Consider the following 24,467-nt stretch of genomic DNA (forward strand, 5'->3'; position numbering starts at 1 on the left):
TCTAATTAGTTTTTTACAATTTTTTGTATTTTAATTCCGTTTTCAGTTTCGTATTTTAAAAAGTAAATACCTTTTGATAAATGTGAAAGATTGATTGTTTTATGATTTGAATTCTGATAAAATGATAGTATTTTTTGACCTGATACATTATAAATTTCAGCTTGAAACTTCTCTAAATTAGATGACAATTGAATGTTTAAATTATTTTGAACAGGGTTTGGGTAAAATTTCACTTTACTTAAATCATCTACATTTATTACAGAGGCTACAGCTTCTTGATATACTCTTACATAATCGATTTCCAAAGCACTTTTTGTAAAAGATGAAGCAATACCTGGTTCTATGGCTATATTTAATAAGAGATATTGCTCTTTATCAAAAGGCCAAGTATTTTCATTTTTTATACTTGGGTTGTAGGTATAATGTTCTACATCATCGACTTTAAAAACCATTTTTTCTGAAGACCATTCTAAGGAATATATGTGAAATTCACTAGAAACTGTAGCAATGCTTCTACCTCCATGATTTACAGTTCCTCCAAAACTAGAAGGTGTATGCATAGCACTTTGCACAAAATTTTGATTACGTCCCCAATGTTCCATAATATCTATTTCTCCACAAGCTGGCCAATATTCTGAGCCAAAAGTATCAGTCCAAAAACCACCAGTTTCAATAATGTTTTTGCCCAACATCCAAATGGCTGGCCAAGTACCTGCACCTGTTGGCAATTTTGCTTTAATTTCTATTTTACCATATTTAAAAGCAAACTTAGAATTTAACCTAGCAGAAGTATAATTTTTAGTGTAACCTTGGTCTGTAAACGTTTCTTTTTGTGCAGTAATGCTTAAAATTCCTTCATTTACTGAAGAGTTTTCAACTCGATTTGTATAATGCTGAATTTCTCCATTATACCAACTTCCTCCATTTGGTAATTGTGTTTGATGAAACCATTTATCACCATCAATAGCTCCTGTTCCATCAAATTCATCAGACCAAACCAAATGATTAAAAACAGGATTTGTTCCTACATTGAGAGTTCCATCATAAATAAAATCATCAATATAAGCTGTGACAAAACTGTTATTGTTTTCGCCATTTATCTGAATTAATATCCTATTAAAATCAGTTCTGTTTATTGGATTTTGGGAATTTGCATCTAAATTGATAAAGTTATCACTACTAAAATCAAAAGAAACTGTTTGCCATTGATCTAAAACCAAAGGTTTTATAATTTCGGATTGTGTAGCCCAAGGACTGCCAACTGTCCCATCTTGTAACTTTAAAGAAACTTGGTTTGTTTCGTTACCAGTAATACCAGAAGATGGAACATAAATTTTAACTGAAAACGTACTGTTTGTAGATAAATTAAAGTTTATAGGAACATCAAAACGAACATTTGCATATTGCCCTCCATTATCAGTATATTTTAAAACGGTATCTGATGTATTTGAATCGGTTTTAAAAGGATTTAGAGATGAATTATCAATTACACAATCGTCTCCAAACCAAGAAGAAATTGTTCCATTACCTTCAAAATCGTCTTCGACTTTTTGTTGTGCTAAAATAGAGTTGATAAAAACTAGGGCAATCAGTATAAAAAAATTTCGCATTTTTAAGATTTTGATGTATTCCTACAAATATATCTTTAAATACAGGTGTTTCGTAAAAAAACACCTATACAAATACCATACTGATAATAAAAACTTGTTTTATCTATTGTCTTGTAAAGCAAAAACTTGCTTTAATAATGCAGTGTCTCTTAAACCTACTTTTTCTCTAATTCCTTTTTCTTCTACTTCTATCATAGTAAAAACGCCTTTTAAAGCTTGGTTAGTAACATAAGATGTTAAATCTGGATCTACTTTATTTACAAAAGGAATAGAATTATATTTAGTAATTAAGTTGCTCCAAATTTTATCTGCACCAACTTTAGAGAAAGACTGATTAATTACAGGACTAAAACTATTATATAAACTTTGATTTGTTTTAGACTGTAAATAAGATGTTGCAGCGTTTTGATCGCCTAATAAAATATTTTTTGCATCTGCAAAAGTAATTTCTTTTACAGCATCAACAAAAATAGGCGTTGCTGTTTTTACAGCATCTTCTGCAGCTCTATTTAATGCTTTAATTCCTTCATCTGCTAAATTACCTAAACCAATTTTTCTTAAACCATTATCTACAGCTTGTAATTCTTGTGGTAATAAAATTTTAACCAAATCATTTTTATAAAAACCATCTACAGAAGTTAGTTTTGTAACCTGATTTTCAATTCCATGATCTAAAGCTTGTCTTAATCCATTACCAATTTGTTCTTGTGTTAAAACTCCACCTCCACTTGGTAATTGACTAACAACTTTTTGTAACTCTGCACAACCTGCAAACTGAATTGCAACTACTAAAACTAAAATTCTTTTTATCATTATTCCTGATTTATTTTATACTATTATTAGACACTTTTTTTATGAAAAGTCACTCAAATTATTTAAAACTATCTGTTTTTTTATCATAACCATAAGGACAATGTTTACAACCACTTTTACAACAATAACCACGTTTTAGGTGATATTTTTCTGTAAAAACTTTATAACCTTGTTCGTTTAAATAAAAATCGTCTTTTTCTAGCTCTATTCTTGGTTTAAACATGTTGCAAAAATAGGTAAATTACATGTTAATTAAATTCTATTTTAGTTTCTTTAATCTAAAATTTAAAACTAGCTACACCACCCACAACAGGTATTGTTATAGAGGTATTTTCTAAATCAACAGTTAACTCTGTGCCTGGTTTTGGTAGTAATGTATAATTATTATCACTAGAAAAAATCATTAAACCTATTTGTTGTCCTTTTTTTATAATTTGATCATCTGGTTGTAAAGTAAAAGTCATTTCGTAAAACTTGCCTGGTGTTAAAGGCTTACTCTTTGTTAAGGATTTATAATTTTGTAAATCTGCCCAACCACGTGTAATAATATTATCAGTTATTTTTGCTCTTCTACCTTTATTCCAAGGTAATGAAACTAAATACACAGATAAATTTACAGCTGGTTTAGAACTTGCTGCTTTTATGGTTATGGTTGATAATCCAGAAATATGAACATCTTCTTCTAAAACCGGAGTTACATATAATAAACGATGATTTGTATAATCAGCTTGCGCTAAAGCTTCCGAAGAAAAAGAATAATTATCAACTAATGTTTCTTTTGTATTTGATGTTGGTTTTTCTGTAGATAAAGTACCTGCTCCTGGTGCACCTGCATTTAAATAAAAAGTAACTGGTTTTGCAGCCGGATTTGGATAATTTTCATAAGAAGTTGGTGCCTCTCTTTTATCATTTTCTCTAACAATCCATGCTTTTGCATCATTCTCAACTCCATTTTCAACCCCATGTAAATAACGTGTAAACCAACGATTCATCATTGATATTGGTGGTGGTCCTCCATGACCATTTTGATGATAAAATATTTGAGTTGGTAAACCCATTTCTGATGCTTTCTTATAAATTCTATAACTATGCTCTGGCATTACATTCCAATCATTAAATCCGTGAGACATTAATAATGCTGCTTTCATTGGTTGCATTTCATTTAAATAATCTCTACCAGCCCAAAAATCATTATAATCTCCAGTTGCTCTATCCATTCCATTAACTAATTCTGAATCTCTAACCACCTTATTATTTCTGGCACGATTTTCTTCTTTTCCACTGTGAATAAAATCGTACAAAACATCAATATCTTCACCTAAATATCCACCAGGTGAACGCACCAGACCATTTGATCGATAATAATGATAATAAGAAGTATTTGGCGCAATTGGAATGATGGCTTCCAAACCTTCTACTCCTGTAGTTGCAGCTGCTAGAGGAATTGTACCATTATAAGAAGTTCCTGTCATACCTACTTTTCCTGTAGACCAAAATGCTTTAACTTCTTCGTTTCCTGTTCTAGAAGCATAACCTTTTGCTTTTCCATTAAGCCACTCTATAACCGCTTTTGGTGCTAAAGACTCATTATCTCCTCCAACTGTTGGTGATCCATCAGACAAACCTGTTCCTGGAGAAGAAGAATGCACTACAATATAACCTCTAGGTACCCAAGTTTTAATTTGAGAATTCGAAATAATTGGTCTTTTTCCTCTTCTTTCAACATCAGAACGTGTTGGTTCTGGAACTTTTTCTCCAAATTCGTGTTTTACATTCCAAAATAATTCTTTCCCTCCACTTGCAACACCTGCATAATAAGGGCTAGATTCGTAAACAACAGGTAATTTTAAACCTTCTGTTTCAGTTTGATTTGGTCTAGTAACATCTACGTGAACTCTGTCTAATTTTCCATCTCCATCTGTATCAAAACTTGTTTCTACCCATAAATCATGACGAATCCAGCTTTTAGAATCATTAAAAGCTTCTACTATCTGTGCTTCACCATCTTTAAAAACAGGAACTGCTTTTTGTGCATTTAATGAAATCGTTAAAAAAAGAAAAAATATAAATTGAATTTTGTTATTGTTTTTCATAATTACTTTGTGTTATTTTAAGACAGAAAACTCTATACTAGAATCTGTAAAAACAGTGTGAGTTTGAGTTTTAAAGTCGGCCTCATCTGCTTTATAAATATTATCTACATAAGTCTGTGGATTTAAATCGATTAAAGGAAACCAAGTACTTTGCACTTGAATCTGTAATTTGTGCCCTTTTTTAAACGTATGAAAAACATCTTGCAATTTAATATTTACATCCGTTTTTTTGTTAGGTTTAAAAGGTTGTGGTTTTGCAAAACTATTTCTAAAACGTCCTCTTAAAACTTCGCTCCTAACCATTAAATGATAATTACTCATTTTTAAATGATCTTGTAAGCCTTCATTATCTTCTTTTGTATCTGTTGGGTGAACATCAATAACCTTTACAACCCAATCTGCTGCAGTACCTGTAGTTGCTACTTTTAACTTTGCTAAAATATCACCTGCTAATGTAAAATCTTCGTCTAAAATATCCGTTTCAAATACTAAAACATCTGGCCTTCTTGCTGCAAAACGTTGATCGTCTGTCATGTATTTTCTAGGTGTAAAAACGGTTTTAATATCCTCAGAATAAGGCACAGGATGTTTGATATCACTAATAAACTTTATTTCTTTTGTAAGTATACCATCATGCTTTTTAGCTAAACCTTGATTTCTATTTAAGAAAAAAGATTGTTTCTCAACATTTTTTGGCGGCCAAGAATCATAAGATTTCCATTCTTTTTTACCTGAATCAAAAACATAAGCTTCTGGTAAACCTGAATTTTTATCACCTTTACCTTTTAAGAAATGGTTAAAGAATTTTGTTTCTATTTCTGATTGAAATTTTAAGGAAATAGAATCGCCAAAATAATAATTACCAACCGTATTTTTCACAGTATTTCTAGCCCATTTTCCATGATCCCAAGGACCAAAAACCATTGTATTGTAGTTTTCTTTTCCGTTTTTTTCTATTCCTTTATAAGTTTCTAAAGGCCCATATAAATCTTCAGCATCAAACCAACCACCAACAATCATAGTTGCTACTGTGCTTGGCACTTTATCCATATGCTGAATAATTCCTTTACTTTGCCAATTCTCATCATAATTTGGATGTTCTACAATTTCTTTCCAGAAAAAATCATCAATTCTATCTTTAGAAGCTGTTGAATTTACGTCTAATTTATCATATTGAAAATATTCATTCAAGTTTTTTAAAGGACCTTTGTCTAAGAAAAATTGATATTGATCTTGAGAATTCATCTTTGGAAAAGAATACCAAGAAGTATCAGTTGGTGCATCTTTATAAGTACCAAAAAGAGAAATTGCTCTAAAATAGCTTAGCAAAAATGCTCCATTATGATGAAAATCATCAAAGAAAAAATCGCCAATACAAGCTTGTGGAGAAGCCGCTTTTAATGCAGGATGTGCTTCTATTGCAGAAACTGTTGCATAATGACCAGGATAAGATATACCCCAAGTACCAACATTTCCATTATTATTTTCTACGTTTTTCACTAACCAATCAATCGTGTCATAAGTGTCAGAAACCTCATCAGATTCATTTTCTTTTTTATTTGTTTTGTAAGCGCGCATATTATCGTAAACGCCTTCGCTCATCCATCTACCTCTAACATCTTGATAAACCACAATATTACCTTCTTTCATTAAATGAACATTTGGGCCAATTTTAGATTTCATTTTTCCTTCTCCATAAGGAGCAGAACTATAAGGTGTTCTTTGCATTAAAATAGGATATTTTTTAGAAGTATCTTTAGGAGAATAAATTGTAGTATGGAGTTTTTTACCATCTCTCATTTCTATATCTACTTCTTTTTTTGTATAATTATCTGCTACAAAAGTGTCTTTTTTTACTTCTTTTTCTGTGGATGAATTACAGGAAATGAATATAAAAATGCTTACTAAAAATACAATAAATTTTGTTTTCATAATGGTGTTTGATTTGTTGTCATAAACTTACAAAAACTTAAATTAAAAAAATCTGATAAGGGCACTAAGAGATTTAGATAAATCATAATTATTTCTTAAAATTACTGTTAAAAAAATTGAAGTAATCCACACTTTTATTACTTATTGATAGAATTGTAATTCATATTAAATTACAAAAAATTTCTATTAAGAAAGTTTTTGTAATGTTTTATATTGTGCTTTTTGAAATACATCCTTATGAAAAATACTGTTTTATTACTTTTAACATTTATACTTTTTAGTTGTTCTAATCACAAAACTGATAAAACTTACCAGTCAAAAAAAGAATTTCCTGAGTTAATAGAAGATAGATACAATGTCGCTTTTTTAATAATGGATGGAACTTTTAATACAGAATTAACGGCTCCTTTCGATATTTTTCAGCACACCATTTACAGAGAAAACATTAAAGCTATGAATGTGTTTACAGTTGCAAATACTGATAAAACTATTACAACTTTCGAAGGAATTAGAATGTTACCTGATTTTAATTATCTTAAAGATTCGTTGCCAAAAATTGACATTTTAGTGGTTCCTTCTGCAGAACATCATTTAGATTCTGACTTAGAAAATGAAGCTTTAATTAATTTTGTAAAACAAGTTGACAAAGAAGCAATATATGTAACTTCTCATTGTGATGGTGCTTTTGTTTTAGCGAAAGCTGGATTATTGAACAATAAAGTTTCTACAACTTTTCCTTCGGATATTGATAAAATGAGAACTATGTTTCCTGATTTAGATATTAGAAAAGAGGTTTTATTTGTACACGATCATAAATACATTACTTCTGCAGGTGGCGCAAAATCTTTTGAAGCTGCTCTGTATTTATGTGAATTTTTATATGGCAAAGAAATTGCCCAATCTTTAGCTGGTGGATTAGTAATTGACTGGAATTTAGATAATGTTCCTCATTTAATTATCGAATAAAATTTTTCAACTTGGGTTTTTGGCATTCTTTTTGTTAAAGAAATGTTAACGCAATCAACTCAACTTACCTAAACTTTAATAAGCTTCTTGAATTTTATCAAGAGGTAAAAAACCAATTTATTAACTTTTAAAAACTAGGTATTATGAGTAGAAAAGAATCTCCAGAAATTAATGCAGGCTCAATGGCAGACATCGCATTTTTATTATTAATTTTCTTTTTAGTTACTACAACTATGAATGTAGATGCAGGTATTAATCGAAAAATCCCGAAAAAAGATCCATCAGCAGCAGCTTTAACCATTAAAGACAAGAACATTTTAGAGGTAAACATCAACCTTAATAATGAAATTTTTGTTGAGGGCGAAATTGTATCTCCTACAACTTTAAAACAAATTGCTATCGACTTTATAGATAATGGTGGTGGTTTAGATAACCAAAACAAGCCCTGTGATTGGTGTAATGGAAATCAATTAACAACTTCTTCAGATCATCCAACAAAAGCATTTATATCAGTAAAAACAGATAGAAACACCAATTATGAAACTTATATTTTAACGCTAGATAACTTGAACTCAGCTTATACACATTTAAGAAATAAATTGGCCGTAAAAATGTATGCTAAAAATTATGTAAGCTTACTAGAAGATTATAAAAAAACAAATCATATAGATAAATCTCTAGAAGTAAAAATAAAATTAATTCGTGAAAAATACCCGCTATTATTATCTGATGCAGATATAAAAAACTGATATGGTACTCAGAGAATTTATTAGTACTTTTACCTAAAATCAATCTATTGCGTGTTAGATTTTATTGAATTTTCTATTTTAGATGTGTTAGATGTTTTGCTAGTTGCAACATTGCTCTACTATATTTATAAATTACTAAAAGGTACTGTAGCCATTAACATTTTTATTGGTATTGCTCTTATTTTCTTAATCTGGAAAATTACACAAGCTTTAAAAATGGAAATGTTAAGTGGTATTTTAGGCTATTTACTTTCTGGTGGTGTTATTGCATTAATTATTGTTTTTCAGCAAGAAATTAGAAAGTTTTTGTTGATGATAGGTACTACAAACTTTTCTAACAAAAGAAGTTTTTTAAAGCAGTTAAAGTTTTTACAGACTGAAATTGGCTCTGAAATTGAAGCTGAAAAAATAGTAAAAGCTTGTAATAATATGTCTAAAAATAAAACTGGGGCATTAATTGTTATTGAACGTACCAACAGTTTAGATTTTTTAATTAATACTGGAGACCAAATGAATGCCTTAGTAAATGAGGTTATTTTAGAAAGTATATTTTTTAAAAATAGCCCTTTACATGATGGAGCAACAATTATTAGAGATAATTATGTGGTAGCAACTAGAGTTGTTTTACCTATTTCTGATAGCACAAAAATACCTGCAAGATTTGGTTTAAGGCACAGAGCTGCTATTGGTGTTAGTGAAAAAACAGATGCAATTTGCTTATTAGTATCTGAAGAAACTGGCGAAATTTCTTACATAAAAGATGGTGAATTTGTGTTGTACACTACTCAAGACGAATTAATAGAAAAGATTAAAAAAGACAGTATTTAAAATAAAAAAAACTCCCTAAATTAGAGAGCCTTTACTTTTTTATATTTTAAAAATGATATAAATTAATCTTCAATATCATCCTCAATTTCTTTAACTTTTTCGTTAATTTTTGCCATTGTTGCTTTATAAGATGCTTTTGCTTCAGCACCTAAGTTTTCCATAAATTTCTCACTTTTATCAGCAAACTCGTTAGTTTCTTTTGCAAACTCAGAGTTTTTTATGTTTTCTGCACCTTTATCCATTTGCGATTTTACGTATGCTGCATAAGATCTTAAATTTGCCTCTGCTTCTTCATCATCGAATTCTGGAATTGTTATATCATCAAAAGCAGATTTTACATCTTCTCCAAATTCATTTAACTCTTTTCCTGCTTCATCTAAACCTTCGTTTATTTCGTTTCCAATTTCTGAAGTTTCTTCTTTAATATCTTTCTTTGTCTCGTTTTTACAAGATGTAACTACTAAGGTTGCCATTATTAATATTGATAATCCAAGTTTTTTCATAATTTCTATTTTGTTTTAATTAATAACTAATTGTGATACAAAAATAGATTTATGATAACTTGTTTATTATCTCTAAAAATTCTTTTTTTAACTCGTTTACTAGAGCAGATTTGGTTTTTAAGTACTTAAAAAACTAATTAAGAAGCGACATCTAAACTAAATTGTTTGTCGTAAAGATTTTTATAATAGCCATTTTCTTTTTCTAATAATTCTTGATGAGAACCTTCTTCAACAATTAAACCTTTATCCATAACAATAATTTTATCGGCTTGTTTTATTGTAGCTAATCTGTGCGCTATTACAATAGATGTTCTGTCTTTTGTAATAGTTTCAGTTGCATATTGAATCATTTGTTCTGCGTGAGCATCTACAGAAGAAGTGGCTTCGTCTAAAATTAAGATACTAGGTTTACTTACATAAGCTCTTAAAAATGCAATTAATTGTCTTTGCCCAGAAGATAACATTGCTCCTCTTTCTTTTACATTATAATGATAGCCACCAGGAAGTGTCATAATAAAATCGTGAATACCAATTTGTTTTGCCGCTTTTTCTACCTCTTTTAAAGTGATATTTTCATCTTTTAAAGTGATATTATTTAGAATAGAATCTGAAAACAAAAAAACGTCTTGTAAAACAATAGCAACCTGACTTCTTAAACTCTCTAAAGTATAGTCATCCAAAGAAATATTGTCTATTTTGATAGTTCCAGAATCAATTTCATAAAAACGATTTATTAAATTAATGATAGTGGATTTACCTGCACCAGTTGCACCAACAATTGCAATTGTCTGTCCCGATTTTACATCTAAATTAATCCCTTTTAAAACCTCTTCGTCTTTAATGTAACTAAATCTTACGTTTTCTAAATTAATGTCTCCTTTTAAATTTGTAGCTTTTATTGTTCCGTTTTTAGCAATACTGCTATCTGTATCTATTACTTTAAAAACACGTTCACCAGCAACAATACCCATTTGTAACTGATTGAATTTATCAGCAATTTGACGTAAAGGTCTGAATAACATTTGGGCAAATTGAATAAAACCCATTATCATACCAATAGAAATCCCTGAATCTTGCACAACTTGTCCACCACCAAACCAAACGATTAATCCTATACCTATTGATGATAAAATTTCTGCAATTGGAAAAAAGATAGAGAAATACCAAATGGTTTTAATATTTGCATTTTTATGTTTCTCATTAATATCTTTAAAATTCTGATATTCTATTTTTTCACGATTAAAGAGTTGTACAATCTTCATTCCTGTTACTCGCTCTTGTACAAATCCGTTTAAATTAGCAACTTGATTTCTTACTTCTTGAAAAGTAGCTTTTATAGCAACTTGGAATAATTTTGTAGCATAAATTAAAATTGGTAAAATTGATAAAGTAATCAATGCTAGTTTCCAGTTTAAAACTAACATAACTACTGTTACCGCTAACATTTTTAGAATATCACTTAAAATAGTAAAAACTCCATTGCTAAAAAAAGCAGCAATAGTTTCTATATCAGAAACAACTCTTGTTACTAATTTACCCACAGAATTATTATCAAAATAAGACATTTTAAACTGTAAAATATGTCTAAATATTTTAGCTCTAATATCTCTAATAATGTGCTGACCAACCCAATTTGCGAAATAGATAAAAGTAAATTGTAATAAAACTTCTACTAATAAAATACCAAACATTAATAGGGCATAATTTCTTAAACCAACTTTATCGTTAGATAAAATATAATCGTTAACTGTATTTATTAAAACCAAAGGTGATAAAACCGAAAATAGCGCTAATAATATAGTTGATGAAGATGCAATAAAAAAATACAAACGATAGCGTTTTGCAAAAGACATTAGTCTCGAAAAAATTTGCATATCAAAAGCATTTCCTGTTTTTTCTGCCAAAACTTAGTATTTTATTTTTGTTAAAAATAATCCTTTTGCAGGAACTGACAACCCTGCATTACCTCTATTTCTACTTTCTATAATTGTTCTAAAATCATCTACAGACAATTTACCTAAACCTACATCTACTAAAGTACCTACAATTGCTCTTACCATATTTCTTAAAAAACGGTTTGCTGATATATGGAAGGTTAATTCATCTCCTTTTTGTAGCCAGAAAGCTTCTGTAACATCGCAATTAAAAGTGTACACTTCTGTTTTTACTTTAGAAAAAGTTTGAAAATTTGTGTATTCTAAAAGTAATTCAGCAGCTTCATTCATTAAAGTTATATTTGGTTTTTGAGAATGAATTTGCCAAGAGAAATCTAACAAAAAAGGATTTCTGCCTAACCAAATTTTGTATTCATAACTTCTAGAACTCGCATCGAATCTTGCATGTTTTTCATCATCAACCAAAAAAACTTGTTGTACAGAAATATCATTTGGTAAAATTGAATTCAGTTTAAAAACAATTCTATCTTTTAAATCTTTATCAATATTAAAATGTGCAAACATTTGAGTGGCATGTACACCTGTATCCGTTCTTCCAGCACCTACAACTTCTATTTTTTCTTGAAAAATAGTACTTAAAGCATAATTTAACTTTTCTTGTACAGAAACTACATCAGGTTGAATTTGCCAACCATGATATTTTTTTCCATTGTAAGAAAGTTCTATAAAATATCTCAAGAAAATGTTTTTTTGAAGATACCAAAATTACATAATTTATTTTGTTATGATTACTTTTGAAATGTGAAAAAAATCTTATTATTATCAGACACGCATAGTTATATTGATGATCAAATTTTAAAGTTTGTAAAACAAGCTGATGAAGTTTGGCACGCAGGCGATATTGGCAATTTAGATGTTACAGATACCATAAAAAAATTAAAACCTCTACGTGCTGTTTATGGTAATATTGACGATAAAAATGCTAGAACTGAATTTCTTTTAGACAACAAATTTAACGTTGAAAATGTTTCTGTTTGGATGACACATATAGGTGGGTATCCTAATAAATATAATTTAAGAATTCGTGATGAAATCAGTAAAAACCCTCCAAAAATATTTATTGCAGGGCATTCTCATATTTTAAAAGTACAATATGATAAAAAATTAAACCTATTGCATTTAAATCCTGGTGCAGCTGGTAACCACGGTTTTCATAAAGTTAGAACTATGCTTCGTTTTGAACTGCAAAAAGGAGAAATAAAAAATTTAGAAATTATTGAATTAGCTAAACGAGGTTAGGTTCTTCTTTTTCTAAAACTGGTAACTCTACAGATATTTGAGTTCCGTTGTTTTTTGAAGAATCAATCTTAAACTTACCTTTCATCATTTGAATTCGAGCATCAATCTGATTTAAACCTAATCCATCCTTTGATGTTATTTTTATTTTATCAAACCCAATACCATCATCAGAAATTGTAATAAATAATGTTTCACCTTTTTGCTCTAATTCAATAAGAGCGTTATCTGCTTTACTGTGTTTTAGAATATTATTTACAAATTCTTGTATAATATTATAAACTTTAATTTCGAAATTTTGATGATATCTATCTACATTATTAATTTCGGTTTCGATATTTAATTCTGAATTCGAATATTTTTCTGCAATGTCTTTAATTGCAAATGTAAGACCAAATTTTAATAAAACTGATGAGACTAAAGTATGAGAAAGATCTCTTATTTTCTGAGAAGCTTCTAAAATTATTTCTTGAGTTTTGTCAATTTCTACAGGCACATTAGTAAACTGTTTTCTAGTAGCTTGTAAATGAAGGTTTGCAGATGACAGTAATGCACTTACACTATCGTGTAAAGTTTCTGCTATTTGCTTTCTTTCTGATTCTTTACCATCTATAGTAGCATTTAAAACTCTTACTTGAGATTCAGATTTAAGCTTCTCTATATTTTGATCTTGAATTAACTTTGTTTGTGATAAACTTAATGCTAAGTTTTTTTGTTTAAGACTATTTAATGCAAGCCAATAAGCTAGAGAGATAATTACTATGACAGCTATTATTGCTGCATTCCAAAAAAATTTTTGAGATTTTAACCTTTTATTTTCTTCTTCTTGCCTAACTCTACTTTCTGCTACATCTACATCATATTTGGCGCTAATTTCTTCTATAATTCCCCTAAATTCTTTATCCCTTTCATTTTCTTCAATTTCATAAAATTTTTCTTGGAAATCATACGCCTCAAATTCTTCTAGATTTCGCATTGCCCAAGCCAAATTATAATACAAATTAGCTTTTCTTCTAATTGCTGTTGAATTGTTATTATATTTTATTAATTCTATTGCTTCTATATATATTTTTTTTGCTTTTTGATATTTTTTTTGAGATAAAGATATATTTCCCAATTTATTTAAGGATGTAGCAATTTTTAGTTTATCCTTATTTTTTTTATGAATTTCTATTGCTTTTAATGCATAATATTCTGCTTTTGTAAATAATGAATCTTCTTCATAAATATTTGAAATATTATTAAAAGCAGTACCTTTTAAAACTTCAACTTCTCGATTAACACTAGGTAATTTCTCTATTTTTTTATAAATAGCCATTGCACTATCTATATAACTTTTCTTTTTGTAAGCTAATCTAATACTATCTTTTTTTGAATGGTTTTTATTAAAATTAATAGAAACATGCATTGCATGGTATGAAGTACCAAGTTGTAATAATGAATTAAAATAATCAAAATCTGAAAATTTAATATAGTTTTTATCAACTTTAGATAAACGTATTTTCAGTAACGATTGATTAAAATATTCTATAGCTTTTTGAAATCTATTGGTTTTTCTATAAATTTCTGCAATCAAGTAATTACATTTAAAAATCCAATAGTTGCTTTTGAGTTTTTTACTTTCCTCTAAAAGTTTTAATGCTTCTTCTAAAGCTTTAAAATATTCTTGTTTTTTATTTAAATCAGATATTTTATCAAATTTTGACTTAATTAATAAAGAATCTTTTTTAATAGAAAAAACTGAAGAGGTCTCAAGTTTTAAGACTTCTCCAATTTTTATTTTTTCTCTCTCTTTAGCATTAATTAGATGCATAGAAAAGAAAAAAAGTATTAATATAAGATATTTTTTTTTCAAATAATTATAAATAAAACAAGTGTACATCAACTCTTCAGACAAAGAGAATTAACTTTTTCAAAATTTTAAAATTGATCATTCGTATCTACAAGAATTCTTGGTTTTCTTATTTGAGATTCTGAAGAAGATTTAGCATTTTCATTTGAAATATGATTTACAAAATCTATTTTTAAAGGAGAATCTTCTTCTTTCTCTAAAGTTCTAATAAAATCTAAATCTGCACTTTTACCATCTTCTAAATGCACCTCATAAGTAGCAACCCCTTCATTATAAACAAAAGTTACTTCTACATTATTTTTTACACTAAAGGCTAAATTATAAGTACCATCTTCGTTTGATATTACACTATAATTTGATAATTTTTTAGAATCTTCTGACTTACTTAAGAAAGAAATATTGTCGTCTGTAATAGAAATTAATTTTCTACCATTTGTATTTGCATCAACAAAACCTACTTTTAAATTATTATTATCGATTAATAATTCTTCTGAAACACTTTTTTGAGTAAATAAATCTGATGATGTTAAATGAAATTCGCTTTTATTTTCTGATAGGTCAGTAAATTTATCAATTTTAGTATTGTCTGAAACATCAAAATTAACAGAATATGCACCTGTAGCATCTCTTTTAACTTCAAAAGTTTTTAATAAGCTAACGTTTTGGTTTTCTACCTGTGTAGTTTCTTCATTTGAACAAGATGTGAATACGAATGCTACTGTTGCAATTAATACTAATAAACTAATTTTTTTCATGGTTAAGGTTTTTAATAATACTTTATTATTGGATTCATAAAAAGTAAGTTTTACAATGCACACAATAAATAGAAATATTGGGGAAATCTTTTTCAAATCTTTTAGGGATTAACCATGAAAATAGCTAAAGAGGTGAAATACGATTAAATTAAACCAATTGGGGGAAGGCTTATACTATTTTATTTTTTACTGCATACATTGCTAGACCTACTGCATTTTTTACTTTTAATTTTCTTAATAAACTTTTTCTATATGTATCTACTGTGCTAATACCCAAATTAAGAGTATCTGCAATTTCTGATGTATTGAATTGTTTTGTAATTAATTTTAATACATCTAATTCTCTGTCTGTTAAGGTATCTATTAGAAAATTTTCTGGTAGAGCACCTTCTTCAACTTGTTGACCTGCTAAAGTTTTTAATAATTGCCTTTGAATGTTAGGACTAAAATATTGCTCTCCATTTGCTACAGTTTTAATAGCTTCTATGATGTGTTCTCCTGCATTGTTTTTTGTAATGTAACCTTTACAACCTAGGCTTAACATTTCTTGAACAATTTTAATATCATCATAGCTAGATAAAATAATAACTTTTTGTCTGATTCTGTTTTTTTTGAAATACTTTAAAACTCCTATACCATCTAAAATTGGCATTGTAATATCGAGTATTAAAACATCTGCTTGGTTTTGATCATTTTCGAACCAGTTTGTTACTTCTTTACCTGTAAGAGAATATCCTCTTATTTCTATATCTTTATCAGTATTTAATACAGCTATAATACCATCAATCACAATTTTATGGTCATCAGCTACATGAACGTATATCTTATTTTTCATTGTTACTTTACAAATTTAAACTAGTTTTTAGCATTACACAATCCCCATTTATGGTGAAATTTTCTTCTCCCTATAAATGGGGAGTCCTTTCCCTATAAATAGGGAGGAAAATATTTTAACAAACTAATTATCAGAAATTTATTAAAACATGTTTTACAACATTTTATTAAGAATTGATAAATATAAACTAAATATTATTTCTTTAAAATGCAAAAAACCGAGAAAATTTCTCGGTTTTTTTCGCACTAAATATACTATTTGTTAGTTTTATCGCAATCTGTCTACAGATTTCACGAGATCTTCATCCTTTTTAATAGCTTTATTTGCCAAAACAACAAGCAAAATAGCCAAAATTGGTAAAAACATCCCAATACCTTTCTCAGAAACATTTGTTTCTCCAGATAAATTTAGAGACAAATAAATCAATAAACCTAATAAAAAAAGATTTATCAAAATTATAATTCTGCCAACTACAAATTGTAGTTTTCTATTCTTAAATAAAAAAATAGTTACTATTGATAAAATAGCAGACAAAATGAACATAAAAGGAATTACATTTAAAGTAATTGCTTCTTTCGAAAACAAATCTACAACAAATATTTTTTCTTTAATTGTATTCCATAAATTAAATACAAAAATTAAGCCTCCAGAAACAACAGATGCTAATAATAAATAAATAGATTGTATTCTTTGTATCATATCATAATATTACTCAACAAAAGTAGAATTTCTTTTTTAAAAAAAGAAAAGTTGTAAGTTAAAAAAAAAGTTTATATTTGTTATTATAATAACCGCACACAAAATATTGTATAGTACTATATACAATAATTAAAAAAATCAAGTAAACAATTTTTAAATATCTTAAAAGTTTAAGATTTATCATAACTTAATAAATACATAAATGTTCGAAATTTCTGAACTAAAAGCAAAAACTATTGCTGATTTGCAAGTAATTGCAAAATCCATTGGGCTTACAAAAACGAGTCAATTAAAAAAATTAGATCTAGTTTATCAAATTTTAGATACGCAAGCCTCTAATCCAGATTCAGCAAAAACCACTACACCTGCTGAAGAAAAGCCTAAAACAGAAAAACCTAAAAGGAAAAGAGTTGTAAAAAAAGCGCCTGCAGTTGCAGCCCAAAAACCTGTTGTTGAAGAAAAAGCTGAAGTTAAAGCTCCTCCTGTTCAAGAAAAGAAAACACCAGTTAAACGAACTGTTAAAAAAGAGGTTTCTAAAGAGAATAAAACTGAAGTTGTAAAAAAGCCAGAAGTTAAAGAAACAAAAGAACAAAAACCTGCGCATAACAACCCACCAAGAGCTGCTAAAAACCAGCCAAGAAACAACAATCAACAGAATAATAAAAACAAGAATAATAACCAAAACAACGCTAAAAATAATTCTAACAGACATAAATCTGGCAATAGATACAGAGACCCAGATTTTGAATTTGATGGAATTATAGAGAGTGAAGGTGTTTTAGAAATGATGCCTGATGGTTATGGTTTTTTACGTTCTTCAGATTATAACTATTTATCATCACCTGATGATATTTATGTATCTCAATCTCAAATTAAATTATTTGGTTTAAAAACAGGAGATACAGTAAGAGGTAATGTTCGCCCACCAAAAGAAGGCGAAAAATATTTCCCTTTAATCAGGGTATCAAAAATTAACGGATTAAATCCTAACATTGTTAGAGACCGTGTTTCTTTTGAGCATTTAACACCTTTATTTCCTCAAGAAAAATTCAATTTAGCAGAAAAAGGTAGTTCTTTATCTACAAGAATAATAGATTTATTTTCGCCTATTGGAAAAGGACAAAGAGGTATGATTGTTGCCCAACCAAAAACGGGTAAAACAATGCTTTTAAAAGACGTTGCTAATGCAATCGCTAAAAATCATCCAGAAGTTTATCAAATTGTATTATTGATTGATGAACGCCCAGAAGAGGTTACAGATATGCAAAGAAGTGTTCGTGGAGAAGTTGTAGCTTCTACTTTTGATGAACCTGCAGACAAACACGTAAGAGTTGCAAACATTGTTTTAGAAAAAGCAAAACGTTTAGTAGAATGTGGGCATGATGTAGTTATTCTTTTAGATTCTATTACACGTTTAGCTAGAGCTTACAATACTGTTGCTCCTGCATCTGGAAAAATACTTTCTGGTGGTATAGATGCTAATGCTCTACACAAACCAAAACGTTTTTTTGGTGCTGCAAGAAATATTGAAGGTGGTGGTTCTTTAACAATTATTGCTACTGCACTTACTGAAACTGGTTCTAAAATGGACGAAGTAATTTTCGAAGAATTTAAAGGTACAGGTAATATGGAACTTCAGTTAGATAGAAATATTTCTAATAGAAGAATTTACCCTGCTATTGATTTAATTAAATCTTCTACAAGAAGAGACGATTTATTGCTAGATGCCAAAACTGTACAAAGAATGTGGGTTTTACGTAAATATCTTGCTGATATGAACCCTATAGAAGCAATGGAATTTATTAATGATAGAATTAAATTCTCTAAGAATAACGATGAATTTCTAATTTCTATGAATGGATAGGAATTAAATTATTAAACATAAAAAAACCTTTTAGAATAGTTCTAAAAGGTTTTTTTATGTTTAATAATTTCTGATGTTTAAAAACTATATAAAACAAAAAATCCGTTCTAAAAAGAACGGATTTTTTATATGATAAATTAAAAGAATATTAATTACTATACATAATATCTCTATTATCTTCTACAGCTGAAGCTTCTTTAATAGCTTCGTAAATTTTATAAGTTAATCTTTTTCTAGACTCAGCAATTCTCTTTCTGTTTGCATCATAATTTGGCAAAGCAGTTGGTAATTCTTTATTAGTAAGTTTAAAAGCATAAACTCCTCTTGTACCTTCTATTGAATTGTAAATTTTATTTAGCTCTGCATTGTACATTGCACCTACTATTTTAGGCTCTACTCCTACTCCAGAAAGTGTAGGGCTTTTTAATGTTACATTACTTGCTGTTCTAATACTTACACTGTTTGCAGTAGCAATTTCAGTTAAATCTGAACCTTGTAATTTATCTTTTAATAATGCTGCCTTCTTTTCGTTTATTAAAATAGGTTTAACTCTACCTGCTGCTTTTGTTACAGACATTAACCCTTTAGATTCTGCAGCAGTAACAACTGCAACAATATGACTACCTTCTAAATCAAAACTTTTAAAACTACCAATTTCTGAATCAGTATTAAAAGCCCAACTTACAATTTGTCTTTGATTACCAATTCCTGGTACATTTTCATCTAAAGATTTTAAACCAACAGCTGGTTTAGTAATATAATTTTTCTCTTTAACAACTTCAGAAAAATCATTTCCTTGAGAAACTGCTAATTCAAATTCTTTAGCATTTCTAAATACAGCATTTTCAGTTGCTTCAGAAGCTTCAATTTTTCTACTAAAAGTAGCTAATTTTAAAACTTTTTGTTTGTTTTTCTGATCATCAATTTTAATGATATGAAAACCAAATGGAGTTTGCACAACACCTATATCTCCTTTTTTACCTTGAAAAGTATAATCTCTAAACTTAGGCGTCATTCTAGCATAATTAAACCAATCTAAATCTCCTTCTTTTGCACCTGAACCTAAATCCGAAGAAAAATCTTTAGCTAAACTACCAAATTTACTTTTTCTTCTTTTTACAACATTGTAAAGACTATCTGCTAATTTTTTAGCTTCCTCTTCTGTTCTAGTTACATCTGCAGCTGCACTTTGAGCTCCCATATAAGGGATTAAAATATGACTTGCCTTAACAGAGTCTGGCATTTGAGTAACTTCTAAAACTTTAGAAATTTTAAAATATTCCTTGTCTTTGTATGGACCAACAACATCACCTTTATTACCATCAAAAATAAGATTTGCTACTATTTGATTTACAGAACTTTTATATTGATAGTTAGGATTAATACTAGTATCAGAATCATTTTCTGATAAAAACACTGCATCATTATCTGTAGTTTTAAAATCTTCTATTAAAGTTGCAACATCTGCTTTTATTGCTTGCTCATCTTCTGAAGATGCAACAATATCAAACTTTACATAAGATATATCTCTAGATGCTTCTACTTTAAAGTCATCTGAATGTGCTTTAACATATGCCTCAACTTCAGACTTTTTTATTTTTACTAAACTATCTGCAATAGAAGTATATGGTACATATACAAATTGAGCATTTAATTTAGTGTTCTCTATCATATATTCTTGCTCTCCTTCTTTTAAAGAAGCTCCTAAACCTGCAGTTACTAAATTATTATAAGTATCTCTTTCAGAATTATCTCTAATTTGGTTCATATAACCTGCCCATTGAGACCACAATTCTGTATTATTCTCTTTAGTATCTGCTAAAAATTGTTTGAATTTAGATTCATCAAATAAACCTGCTTCGTTTTGATATTGAGGATTACTTTGTACAAATTGTGCACTTACTACTTGATTCCAAACATCTTCTTCACCAATTGTAATACCTGCTTGATCTAATTGATTAGAATATATTTTTTTTCTAACAATATTATCCCAAACAGTTTTGGCTGCTTGCATTTCAGAAACTCTATTACCTGTTTGCTGCTTATATGCTTCTAATTCATTTGCAAATTCTTGTCTAGAAATTGCTTCCCCATCTACTTCACCAATTTCATTTACTTTACTTGAGTTAAAAAAATCTCCAAGTGTTGATGGATCTAATACAAAAGCAAAAAGTGCTAATCCAATAATGATAAGTAAGAACATTGAACGTTCTCTAATTTTTGATAAAATTGCCATTCTTTTTATTTATTTTCAGTGGGCGAATATACGATTTTTGGTTTTAATTTTGCAAACCAATTAACACTAAATAGTTAGTTGAAATATGTAGTTTTTTTTGGCGCTAAAAAGAAGCTGATTTTTAATCTTCTTTATTAGGTAATTTTATGGAAACTTCATTAATTTTTGCTCCACTCATTTTTAAGATTTTAATCTCAAAACCTTCAATATCAATCAATTCTTTTTCTTCGGGTATATTTTCTGTGTGCTCAATAATAAAACCTCCTAAAGTTTCGTAAGCTTCAGATTTAGGAATATTTAAATCATACTCTTCATTTAAATAATCTACCTCTAACCTTGCAGAAAAGTTAAATGTATCTTCATTTATTTTTTCTTCTAAAAATTCTTGAGAGTCGTGTTCATCTTCAATTTCACCGAACAATTCTTCTACAATATCTTCTACAGTTATCATACCAGAAGTACCTCCATATTCATCAACAACAACAGCAACACTTTTTCTTTTTTTCATTAAAGTGTTTAGAATATCATTAATCATCATAGATTCTGGCACAATTTCTAAAGGCAATAAAATAGATTTTATAGATTTTGGTTTTTTAAATAATTCGAATGCATTTACATAACCAACCACATCATCTAAAGAAGTTTTGTAAACCAAAATTTTAGACAAACCAGTTTCTATAAAAATCTTTTTTAAATTTGTTACTGTTTCGTGCATTTCTACAGAAATAATTTCTGTTCTTGGCACCATAACTTCTCTAGCTTTTACATTCTGAAAAACTAATGCGTTTTGAAAAATTTGGATTTCAGAATCCATTTCATCATCATCATTACCTGTTTCTAATTGTTCATTAATATAAATACCTAATTCTTCTTTACTAAACTCTGTTTGTTGTTCGTCTGCGTTTGTTTTAAAAAAAACACGCAGAAAAAAGTCAGAAATCATTGTAATAAACTCAGAAAAGAAATGAAATAAATTATAAAAAATATATGCAGGAAAAGCAAAAACTTTTAAAACCTCATTTGCATAAATTCTAAATATTGCTTTTGGTAAAAACTCTGCTGTAACTAAAATTACAATTGTAGAGATTATTGTTTGTAGAAGTAATAAAGAAAACTCGTTAAATGAATTTGTGGGTATAAATCTTAAAAGAAATTCGCCCATATAATAACTGTAAATTACCAAAGAAATATTATTACCCACTAACATTGTAGTAATAAACTTTGATGATTTTTGAGTTATTTTGGTAAGTATTTTAGGTATAAAACCTTCTCTTTTCTTTTCTAATTCTATATGCATTTTGTTGGCAGATACAAATGCAATTTCCATACCTGAAAAGAATGCAGATAACAAGATTGATATAATAATAATTATGAGTTCAACCTCCATTAAAGATTTATATTATTTCTTATTTTGATTATTTCTTTGCTGAACTTTTTTTCTAAAATGTCTTTTAAAGAAAAACACTAATGTAATAAAAATTGCAAAACCAAGAAAAAAATATGCTCTTGTTCTCTCTGAATTCCAACGAACTATAGCTTCTATTACACATATAAAAGCAACCATTAAATATCCGTATTGAAAAAATTTCCAAATTTTATTCATAATTTATTCTTCTGAAGTTTCTAATTTACCAGTTGTTTTTTTAGCCAAGTGCTTTGTTAAATCGTCTTTAGACTCAAAACCAACACCAAAAATAGTGTCTTTTTCTTTAGTAAGTTTAAATGCTTTTTCTGATACAAAATATTTTGTTTTCTGATCCCAAAATAATTGTTCTGTTTCTAATCTAGAATTATCTGTATGATTTACAACAACTACATTACCTCTAATTTCTGATATAGATGTTGTTGCGTATGAAAGGGCATAATCGCCTATTACTGTAACAGAATCTAACCCTTTATTTTCGAAATTAATTATTTTAATACCTGTTGGAAACTCTCTGTAAGGATGCTCTTTTCTGTTACTAAAATCTAACATTAAAGGTGTAATCAATTTAGATGTTACTCTGCCAGAATCTTTATAAACATGAAATGCATTTTTAGAAGTACCAATTGGTAAATTTTTATCAGCCAAAAAATCTCTAGCTTTTTGGGTATCTTTAGAACAAGAAAAAAACACTACTGTTAAAATAACAGCAGTGCTTTGTAATAATATTTTATTTTTAATTCTCATTATTTGCCACTAGAAGCAACCTTAACAGTTTCTCCAATCCAACATTTTATTGTGTAAGACTCACCTACTTTTCTATTTGCTGTAAAAATCACTTTTTTACTAGGTAAGTTAGCTCTATAAGTTGCAATGTATTTTCTTGCTGTAGAAGAAATACTTGGGTCTACAGAAGATGCTCTTTGTGCTTGTCTTAATGCAGCAGCATAAACCATTCTTTTTTCAAACTCATCAGAACCACAACTATTTACACTAGATTGATATGCTCTACCTATTAATAAATATGCTTTACCGTAATTTGGGTTAAATTTTAAAGCTTCTCTTGCTAAACTTCTAGCTTTAGATTTTTGACCTCTAGCTAATGCTGCTTGTGCAAACTTTAATTTTGTTTTTGCTTTCTTTAAAGGATCTGTTTCTAAATCAAATGCTTTTTGTCTCATTTCAGCAGCACCACTTGCATCTCCATTCTTTTCTAAAATACCTGCGTAAAAAGAATAAGAATCTGGTGAAGGTGTAGCCTCTGCATAAGCTTTAGCTAAAGTTTCGAATAAAGGGTCTTCTTGACAACCTTTATTAAACATTCTAGACACTGCTCTTCTTAACCATACTGCATTTGTTTTATTTGCTTCGAAATCTCTTTGATAAATTGGTATTAATCTCTCGCAAGTTGCAATTACAGAAATAATATTATCTAAACCACCCTCTACTTGACCTAAAGCTTTAGAGTTAATAGTATAAGCTCTTAAATATCTTTTTTCTTTTGCGCTTAAAACTTTTGTTGAATCTGCTGTAAGTTTGATAATTTTCTTAGTATAATCATCTAATTTTTCTCCTACAGATTCAATTACGTCATCATAAGTATCAAAAACCTTTTGTGGTTCTACGTCTTTATATTTATCTGTAACTCCTTGAAAATATTTGTAAATATTTTTTACACTCATATCCTTAGGAGATATTTTATAAGCAGTTTCTAAAATATTGAAAACCTCATCATCAGAAGCTAACTTATTTTTAATTAAATAAGTTGCATAATCACTATGTGCTTTTGCAAGATTATTTTTAGTATCATGATGTTCTGGAAAATATTTAAGTCTTTGTTCGTAAACTTTTTTAGCTAAAACAGGATCTTTCTTAACATCTTCTGCTAAAGTAGAACCATTTTTATAGATGTTTACAGATAAATCTTGACAGTTTTCCATTAAGTATGTCCAATTTACAAAAGCTTCATCGTATTTTTTAGACTTAAAATCTCCTCTAAAAAGATTGTACTTAATTTGACATTCTCTATTTGCGTCTTCTTGTGCATTTGTTTTTGCTGTAACTAAAAATGCTGTAACAGCTAATAAAAACGTAATTTTCTTCATTTTTTTTTATTTT

The 24,467-nt window shown here is 28.5% G+C and carries 22 protein-coding genes; 5 read left to right on the forward strand and 17 right to left on the reverse strand.

The window, feature by feature from the left end:
* Positions 1–5: 5 nt before the first annotated feature.
* From ACJJVK_RS01725 to ACJJVK_RS01745, 5 genes are all read right to left on the reverse strand, one after another.
* Positions 6–1,610 carry a family 16 glycosylhydrolase gene (locus tag ACJJVK_RS01725; RefSeq protein ID WP_405562533.1) on the reverse strand — a complete coding sequence of 535 codons (1,605 nt, stop codon included), beginning with the start codon at positions 1,608–1,610 and terminating at the stop codon, positions 6–8.
* A gap of 99 nt (positions 1,611–1,709) precedes the next feature.
* Positions 1,710–2,423, reverse strand: a complete 714-nt coding sequence (locus ACJJVK_RS01730) for a DUF4197 domain-containing protein (RefSeq protein ID WP_405562535.1) — start codon at positions 2,421–2,423, stop codon at positions 1,710–1,712.
* A gap of 58 nt (positions 2,424–2,481) precedes the next feature.
* The gene (locus ACJJVK_RS01735; protein ID WP_215993812.1) at positions 2,482–2,646 is read right to left on the reverse strand and encodes a DUF5522 domain-containing protein; all 165 of its coding nucleotides are present in this window, start codon (positions 2,644–2,646) and stop codon (positions 2,482–2,484) included.
* Between the two features lie 55 nt (positions 2,647–2,701).
* Positions 2,702–4,516, reverse strand: a complete 1,815-nt coding sequence (locus ACJJVK_RS01740) for a Xaa-Pro dipeptidyl-peptidase (RefSeq protein ID WP_405562536.1) — start codon at positions 4,514–4,516, stop codon at positions 2,702–2,704.
* 12 nt (positions 4,517–4,528) lie between these two features.
* Positions 4,529–6,448: a CocE/NonD family hydrolase gene (locus ACJJVK_RS01745; protein ID WP_405562538.1), complete on the reverse strand. Its 1,920-nt coding sequence runs from the start codon at positions 6,446–6,448 to the stop codon at positions 4,529–4,531.
* A gap of 237 nt (positions 6,449–6,685) precedes the next feature.
* Between ACJJVK_RS01745 and ACJJVK_RS01750 the strand changes: the two genes are divergently transcribed.
* The 3 genes from ACJJVK_RS01750 to cdaA all read left to right on the forward strand — a co-directional run bounded on the left by ACJJVK_RS01750 (position 6,686) and on the right by cdaA (position 8,991).
* Positions 6,686–7,414: a DJ-1/PfpI family protein gene (locus ACJJVK_RS01750; protein ID WP_405562539.1), complete on the forward strand. Its 729-nt coding sequence runs from the start codon at positions 6,686–6,688 to the stop codon at positions 7,412–7,414.
* A gap of 143 nt (positions 7,415–7,557) precedes the next feature.
* Positions 7,558–8,163 (forward strand): ExbD/TolR family protein, encoded by a 606-nt coding sequence (locus ACJJVK_RS01755; protein WP_405562541.1) that lies wholly within the window; start codon positions 7,558–7,560, stop codon positions 8,161–8,163.
* A 51-nt stretch (positions 8,164–8,214) separates the two neighbouring features.
* A complete protein-coding gene (gene cdaA, locus ACJJVK_RS01760; protein WP_215993817.1) occupies positions 8,215–8,991 on the forward strand; it encodes a diadenylate cyclase CdaA in 777 nt (258 codons plus the stop codon).
* 62 nt (positions 8,992–9,053) lie between these two features.
* Here cdaA and ACJJVK_RS01765 read toward each other — a convergent pair whose 3' ends face one another.
* The 3 genes from ACJJVK_RS01765 to truA all read right to left on the reverse strand — a co-directional run bounded on the left by ACJJVK_RS01765 (position 9,054) and on the right by truA (position 12,127).
* Entirely contained in the window at positions 9,054–9,494 is a 441-nt protein-coding gene (locus ACJJVK_RS01765) for a hypothetical protein (protein WP_405562543.1), read from the reverse strand.
* 137 nt (positions 9,495–9,631) lie between these two features.
* Complete coding sequence (locus ACJJVK_RS01770) at positions 9,632–11,398, reverse strand: ABC transporter ATP-binding protein (RefSeq protein ID WP_405562544.1); 1,767 nt, start codon at positions 11,396–11,398, stop codon at positions 9,632–9,634.
* Positions 11,399–11,401: 3 nt separating this feature from the next.
* The gene (gene truA / locus ACJJVK_RS01775) at positions 11,402–12,127 is read right to left on the reverse strand and encodes a tRNA pseudouridine(38-40) synthase TruA (protein WP_405562546.1); all 726 of its coding nucleotides are present in this window, start codon (positions 12,125–12,127) and stop codon (positions 11,402–11,404) included.
* A gap of 63 nt (positions 12,128–12,190) precedes the next feature.
* Here truA and ACJJVK_RS01780 point away from each other — a divergent pair, with 63 nt between their 5' ends.
* Positions 12,191–12,688 (forward strand): metallophosphoesterase family protein, encoded by a 498-nt coding sequence (locus ACJJVK_RS01780; protein ID WP_405562548.1) that lies wholly within the window; start codon positions 12,191–12,193, stop codon positions 12,686–12,688.
* Here ACJJVK_RS01780 and ACJJVK_RS01785 read toward each other — a convergent pair.
* The 4 genes from ACJJVK_RS01785 to ACJJVK_RS01800 all read right to left on the reverse strand — a co-directional run bounded on the left by ACJJVK_RS01785 (position 12,675) and on the right by ACJJVK_RS01800 (position 16,826).
* The gene (locus ACJJVK_RS01785; protein WP_405562549.1) at positions 12,675–14,498 is read right to left on the reverse strand and encodes a tetratricopeptide repeat protein; all 1,824 of its coding nucleotides are present in this window, start codon (positions 14,496–14,498) and stop codon (positions 12,675–12,677) included. The genes ACJJVK_RS01780 and ACJJVK_RS01785 overlap by 14 nt on opposite strands.
* A gap of 107 nt (positions 14,499–14,605) precedes the next feature.
* Positions 14,606–15,292 (reverse strand): hypothetical protein, encoded by a 687-nt coding sequence (locus ACJJVK_RS01790; protein WP_405562550.1) that lies wholly within the window; start codon positions 15,290–15,292, stop codon positions 14,606–14,608.
* A gap of 169 nt (positions 15,293–15,461) precedes the next feature.
* On the reverse strand, positions 15,462–16,127 hold the full coding sequence (locus ACJJVK_RS01795; RefSeq protein ID WP_405562551.1) for a response regulator: 666 nt from the start codon (positions 16,125–16,127) through the stop codon (positions 15,462–15,464).
* 267 nt (positions 16,128–16,394) lie between these two features.
* On the reverse strand, positions 16,395–16,826 hold the full coding sequence (locus ACJJVK_RS01800) for a DUF4293 domain-containing protein (RefSeq protein WP_215993825.1): 432 nt from the start codon (positions 16,824–16,826) through the stop codon (positions 16,395–16,397).
* A gap of 202 nt (positions 16,827–17,028) precedes the next feature.
* On the opposite strand from ACJJVK_RS01800, the gene rho reads away from it, so the two are divergent.
* Positions 17,029–18,690 carry a transcription termination factor Rho gene (gene rho / locus ACJJVK_RS01805; protein WP_405562553.1) on the forward strand — a complete coding sequence of 554 codons (1,662 nt, stop codon included), beginning with the start codon at positions 17,029–17,031 and terminating at the stop codon, positions 18,688–18,690.
* Positions 18,691–18,838: 148 nt separating this feature from the next.
* Here rho and ACJJVK_RS01810 read toward each other — a convergent pair whose 3' ends face one another.
* The 5 genes from ACJJVK_RS01810 to ACJJVK_RS01830 all read right to left on the reverse strand — a co-directional run bounded on the left by ACJJVK_RS01810 (position 18,839) and on the right by ACJJVK_RS01830 (position 24,454).
* The gene (locus tag ACJJVK_RS01810) at positions 18,839–20,926 is read right to left on the reverse strand and encodes a peptidylprolyl isomerase (protein WP_405562555.1); all 2,088 of its coding nucleotides are present in this window, start codon (positions 20,924–20,926) and stop codon (positions 18,839–18,841) included.
* A 121-nt stretch (positions 20,927–21,047) separates the two neighbouring features.
* Entirely contained in the window at positions 21,048–22,313 is a 1,266-nt protein-coding gene (locus ACJJVK_RS01815; protein ID WP_405562557.1) for a hemolysin family protein, read from the reverse strand.
* 12 nt (positions 22,314–22,325) lie between these two features.
* Positions 22,326–22,529: a hypothetical protein gene (locus tag ACJJVK_RS01820; protein ID WP_215993011.1), complete on the reverse strand. Its 204-nt coding sequence runs from the start codon at positions 22,527–22,529 to the stop codon at positions 22,326–22,328.
* A gap of 3 nt (positions 22,530–22,532) precedes the next feature.
* Positions 22,533–23,096, reverse strand: coding sequence for an LPS export ABC transporter periplasmic protein LptC (gene lptC, locus ACJJVK_RS01825; RefSeq protein WP_405562559.1), 564 nt, complete (start codon positions 23,094–23,096; stop codon positions 22,533–22,535).
* Complete coding sequence (locus ACJJVK_RS01830; protein WP_215993009.1) at positions 23,096–24,454, reverse strand: lipopolysaccharide assembly protein LapB; 1,359 nt, start codon at positions 24,452–24,454, stop codon at positions 23,096–23,098. The genes lptC and ACJJVK_RS01830 overlap by 1 nt, the downstream gene beginning before the upstream one ends.
* Between the last annotated feature and the right edge of the window lie 13 nt (positions 24,455–24,467).

It is taken from the genome of Polaribacter sp. Asnod6-C07 (assembly GCF_045063625.1).
GTDB lineage: Bacteria > Bacteroidota > Bacteroidia > Flavobacteriales > Flavobacteriaceae > Polaribacter > Polaribacter vadi_A.

Excerpts from the sequence above, each read along its gene's own strand:
- ACJJVK_RS01725 (WP_405562533.1), bottom strand. The coding sequence starts at position 1,610 with ATGCGAAATTTTTTTATACTGATTGCCCTAGTTTTTATCAACTCTATT.
- ACJJVK_RS01730 (WP_405562535.1), bottom strand. The coding sequence starts at position 2,423 with ATGATAAAAAGAATTTTAGTTTTAGTAGTTGCAATTCAGTTTGCAGGT.
- ACJJVK_RS01735 (WP_215993812.1), bottom strand. The coding sequence starts at position 2,646 with ATGTTTAAACCAAGAATAGAGCTAGAAAAAGACGATTTTTATTTAAAC.
- ACJJVK_RS01740 (WP_405562536.1), bottom strand. The coding sequence starts at position 4,516 with ATGAAAAACAATAACAAAATTCAATTTATATTTTTTCTTTTTTTAACG.
- ACJJVK_RS01745 (WP_405562538.1), bottom strand. The coding sequence starts at position 6,448 with ATGAAAACAAAATTTATTGTATTTTTAGTAAGCATTTTTATATTCATT.
- ACJJVK_RS01750 (WP_405562539.1), top strand. The coding sequence starts at position 6,686 with ATGAAAAATACTGTTTTATTACTTTTAACATTTATACTTTTTAGTTGT.
- ACJJVK_RS01755 (WP_405562541.1), top strand. The coding sequence starts at position 7,558 with ATGAGTAGAAAAGAATCTCCAGAAATTAATGCAGGCTCAATGGCAGAC.
- ACJJVK_RS01765 (WP_405562543.1), bottom strand. The coding sequence starts at position 9,494 with ATGAAAAAACTTGGATTATCAATATTAATAATGGCAACCTTAGTAGTT.
- ACJJVK_RS01785 (WP_405562549.1), bottom strand. The coding sequence starts at position 14,498 with ATGCATCTAATTAATGCTAAAGAGAGAGAAAAAATAAAAATTGGAGAA.
- ACJJVK_RS01790 (WP_405562550.1), bottom strand. The coding sequence starts at position 15,292 with ATGAAAAAAATTAGTTTATTAGTATTAATTGCAACAGTAGCATTCGTA.
- ACJJVK_RS01795 (WP_405562551.1), bottom strand. The coding sequence starts at position 16,127 with ATGAAAAATAAGATATACGTTCATGTAGCTGATGACCATAAAATTGTG.
- ACJJVK_RS01800 (WP_215993825.1), bottom strand. The coding sequence starts at position 16,826 with ATGATACAAAGAATACAATCTATTTATTTATTATTAGCATCTGTTGTT.
- rho (WP_405562553.1), top strand. The coding sequence starts at position 17,029 with ATGTTCGAAATTTCTGAACTAAAAGCAAAAACTATTGCTGATTTGCAA.
- ACJJVK_RS01810 (WP_405562555.1), bottom strand. The coding sequence starts at position 20,926 with ATGGCAATTTTATCAAAAATTAGAGAACGTTCAATGTTCTTACTTATC.
- ACJJVK_RS01815 (WP_405562557.1), bottom strand. The coding sequence starts at position 22,313 with ATGGAGGTTGAACTCATAATTATTATTATATCAATCTTGTTATCTGCA.
- ACJJVK_RS01820 (WP_215993011.1), bottom strand. The coding sequence starts at position 22,529 with ATGAATAAAATTTGGAAATTTTTTCAATACGGATATTTAATGGTTGCT.
- lptC (WP_405562559.1), bottom strand. The coding sequence starts at position 23,096 with ATGAGAATTAAAAATAAAATATTATTACAAAGCACTGCTGTTATTTTA.
- ACJJVK_RS01830 (WP_215993009.1), bottom strand. The coding sequence starts at position 24,454 with ATGAAGAAAATTACGTTTTTATTAGCTGTTACAGCATTTTTAGTTACA.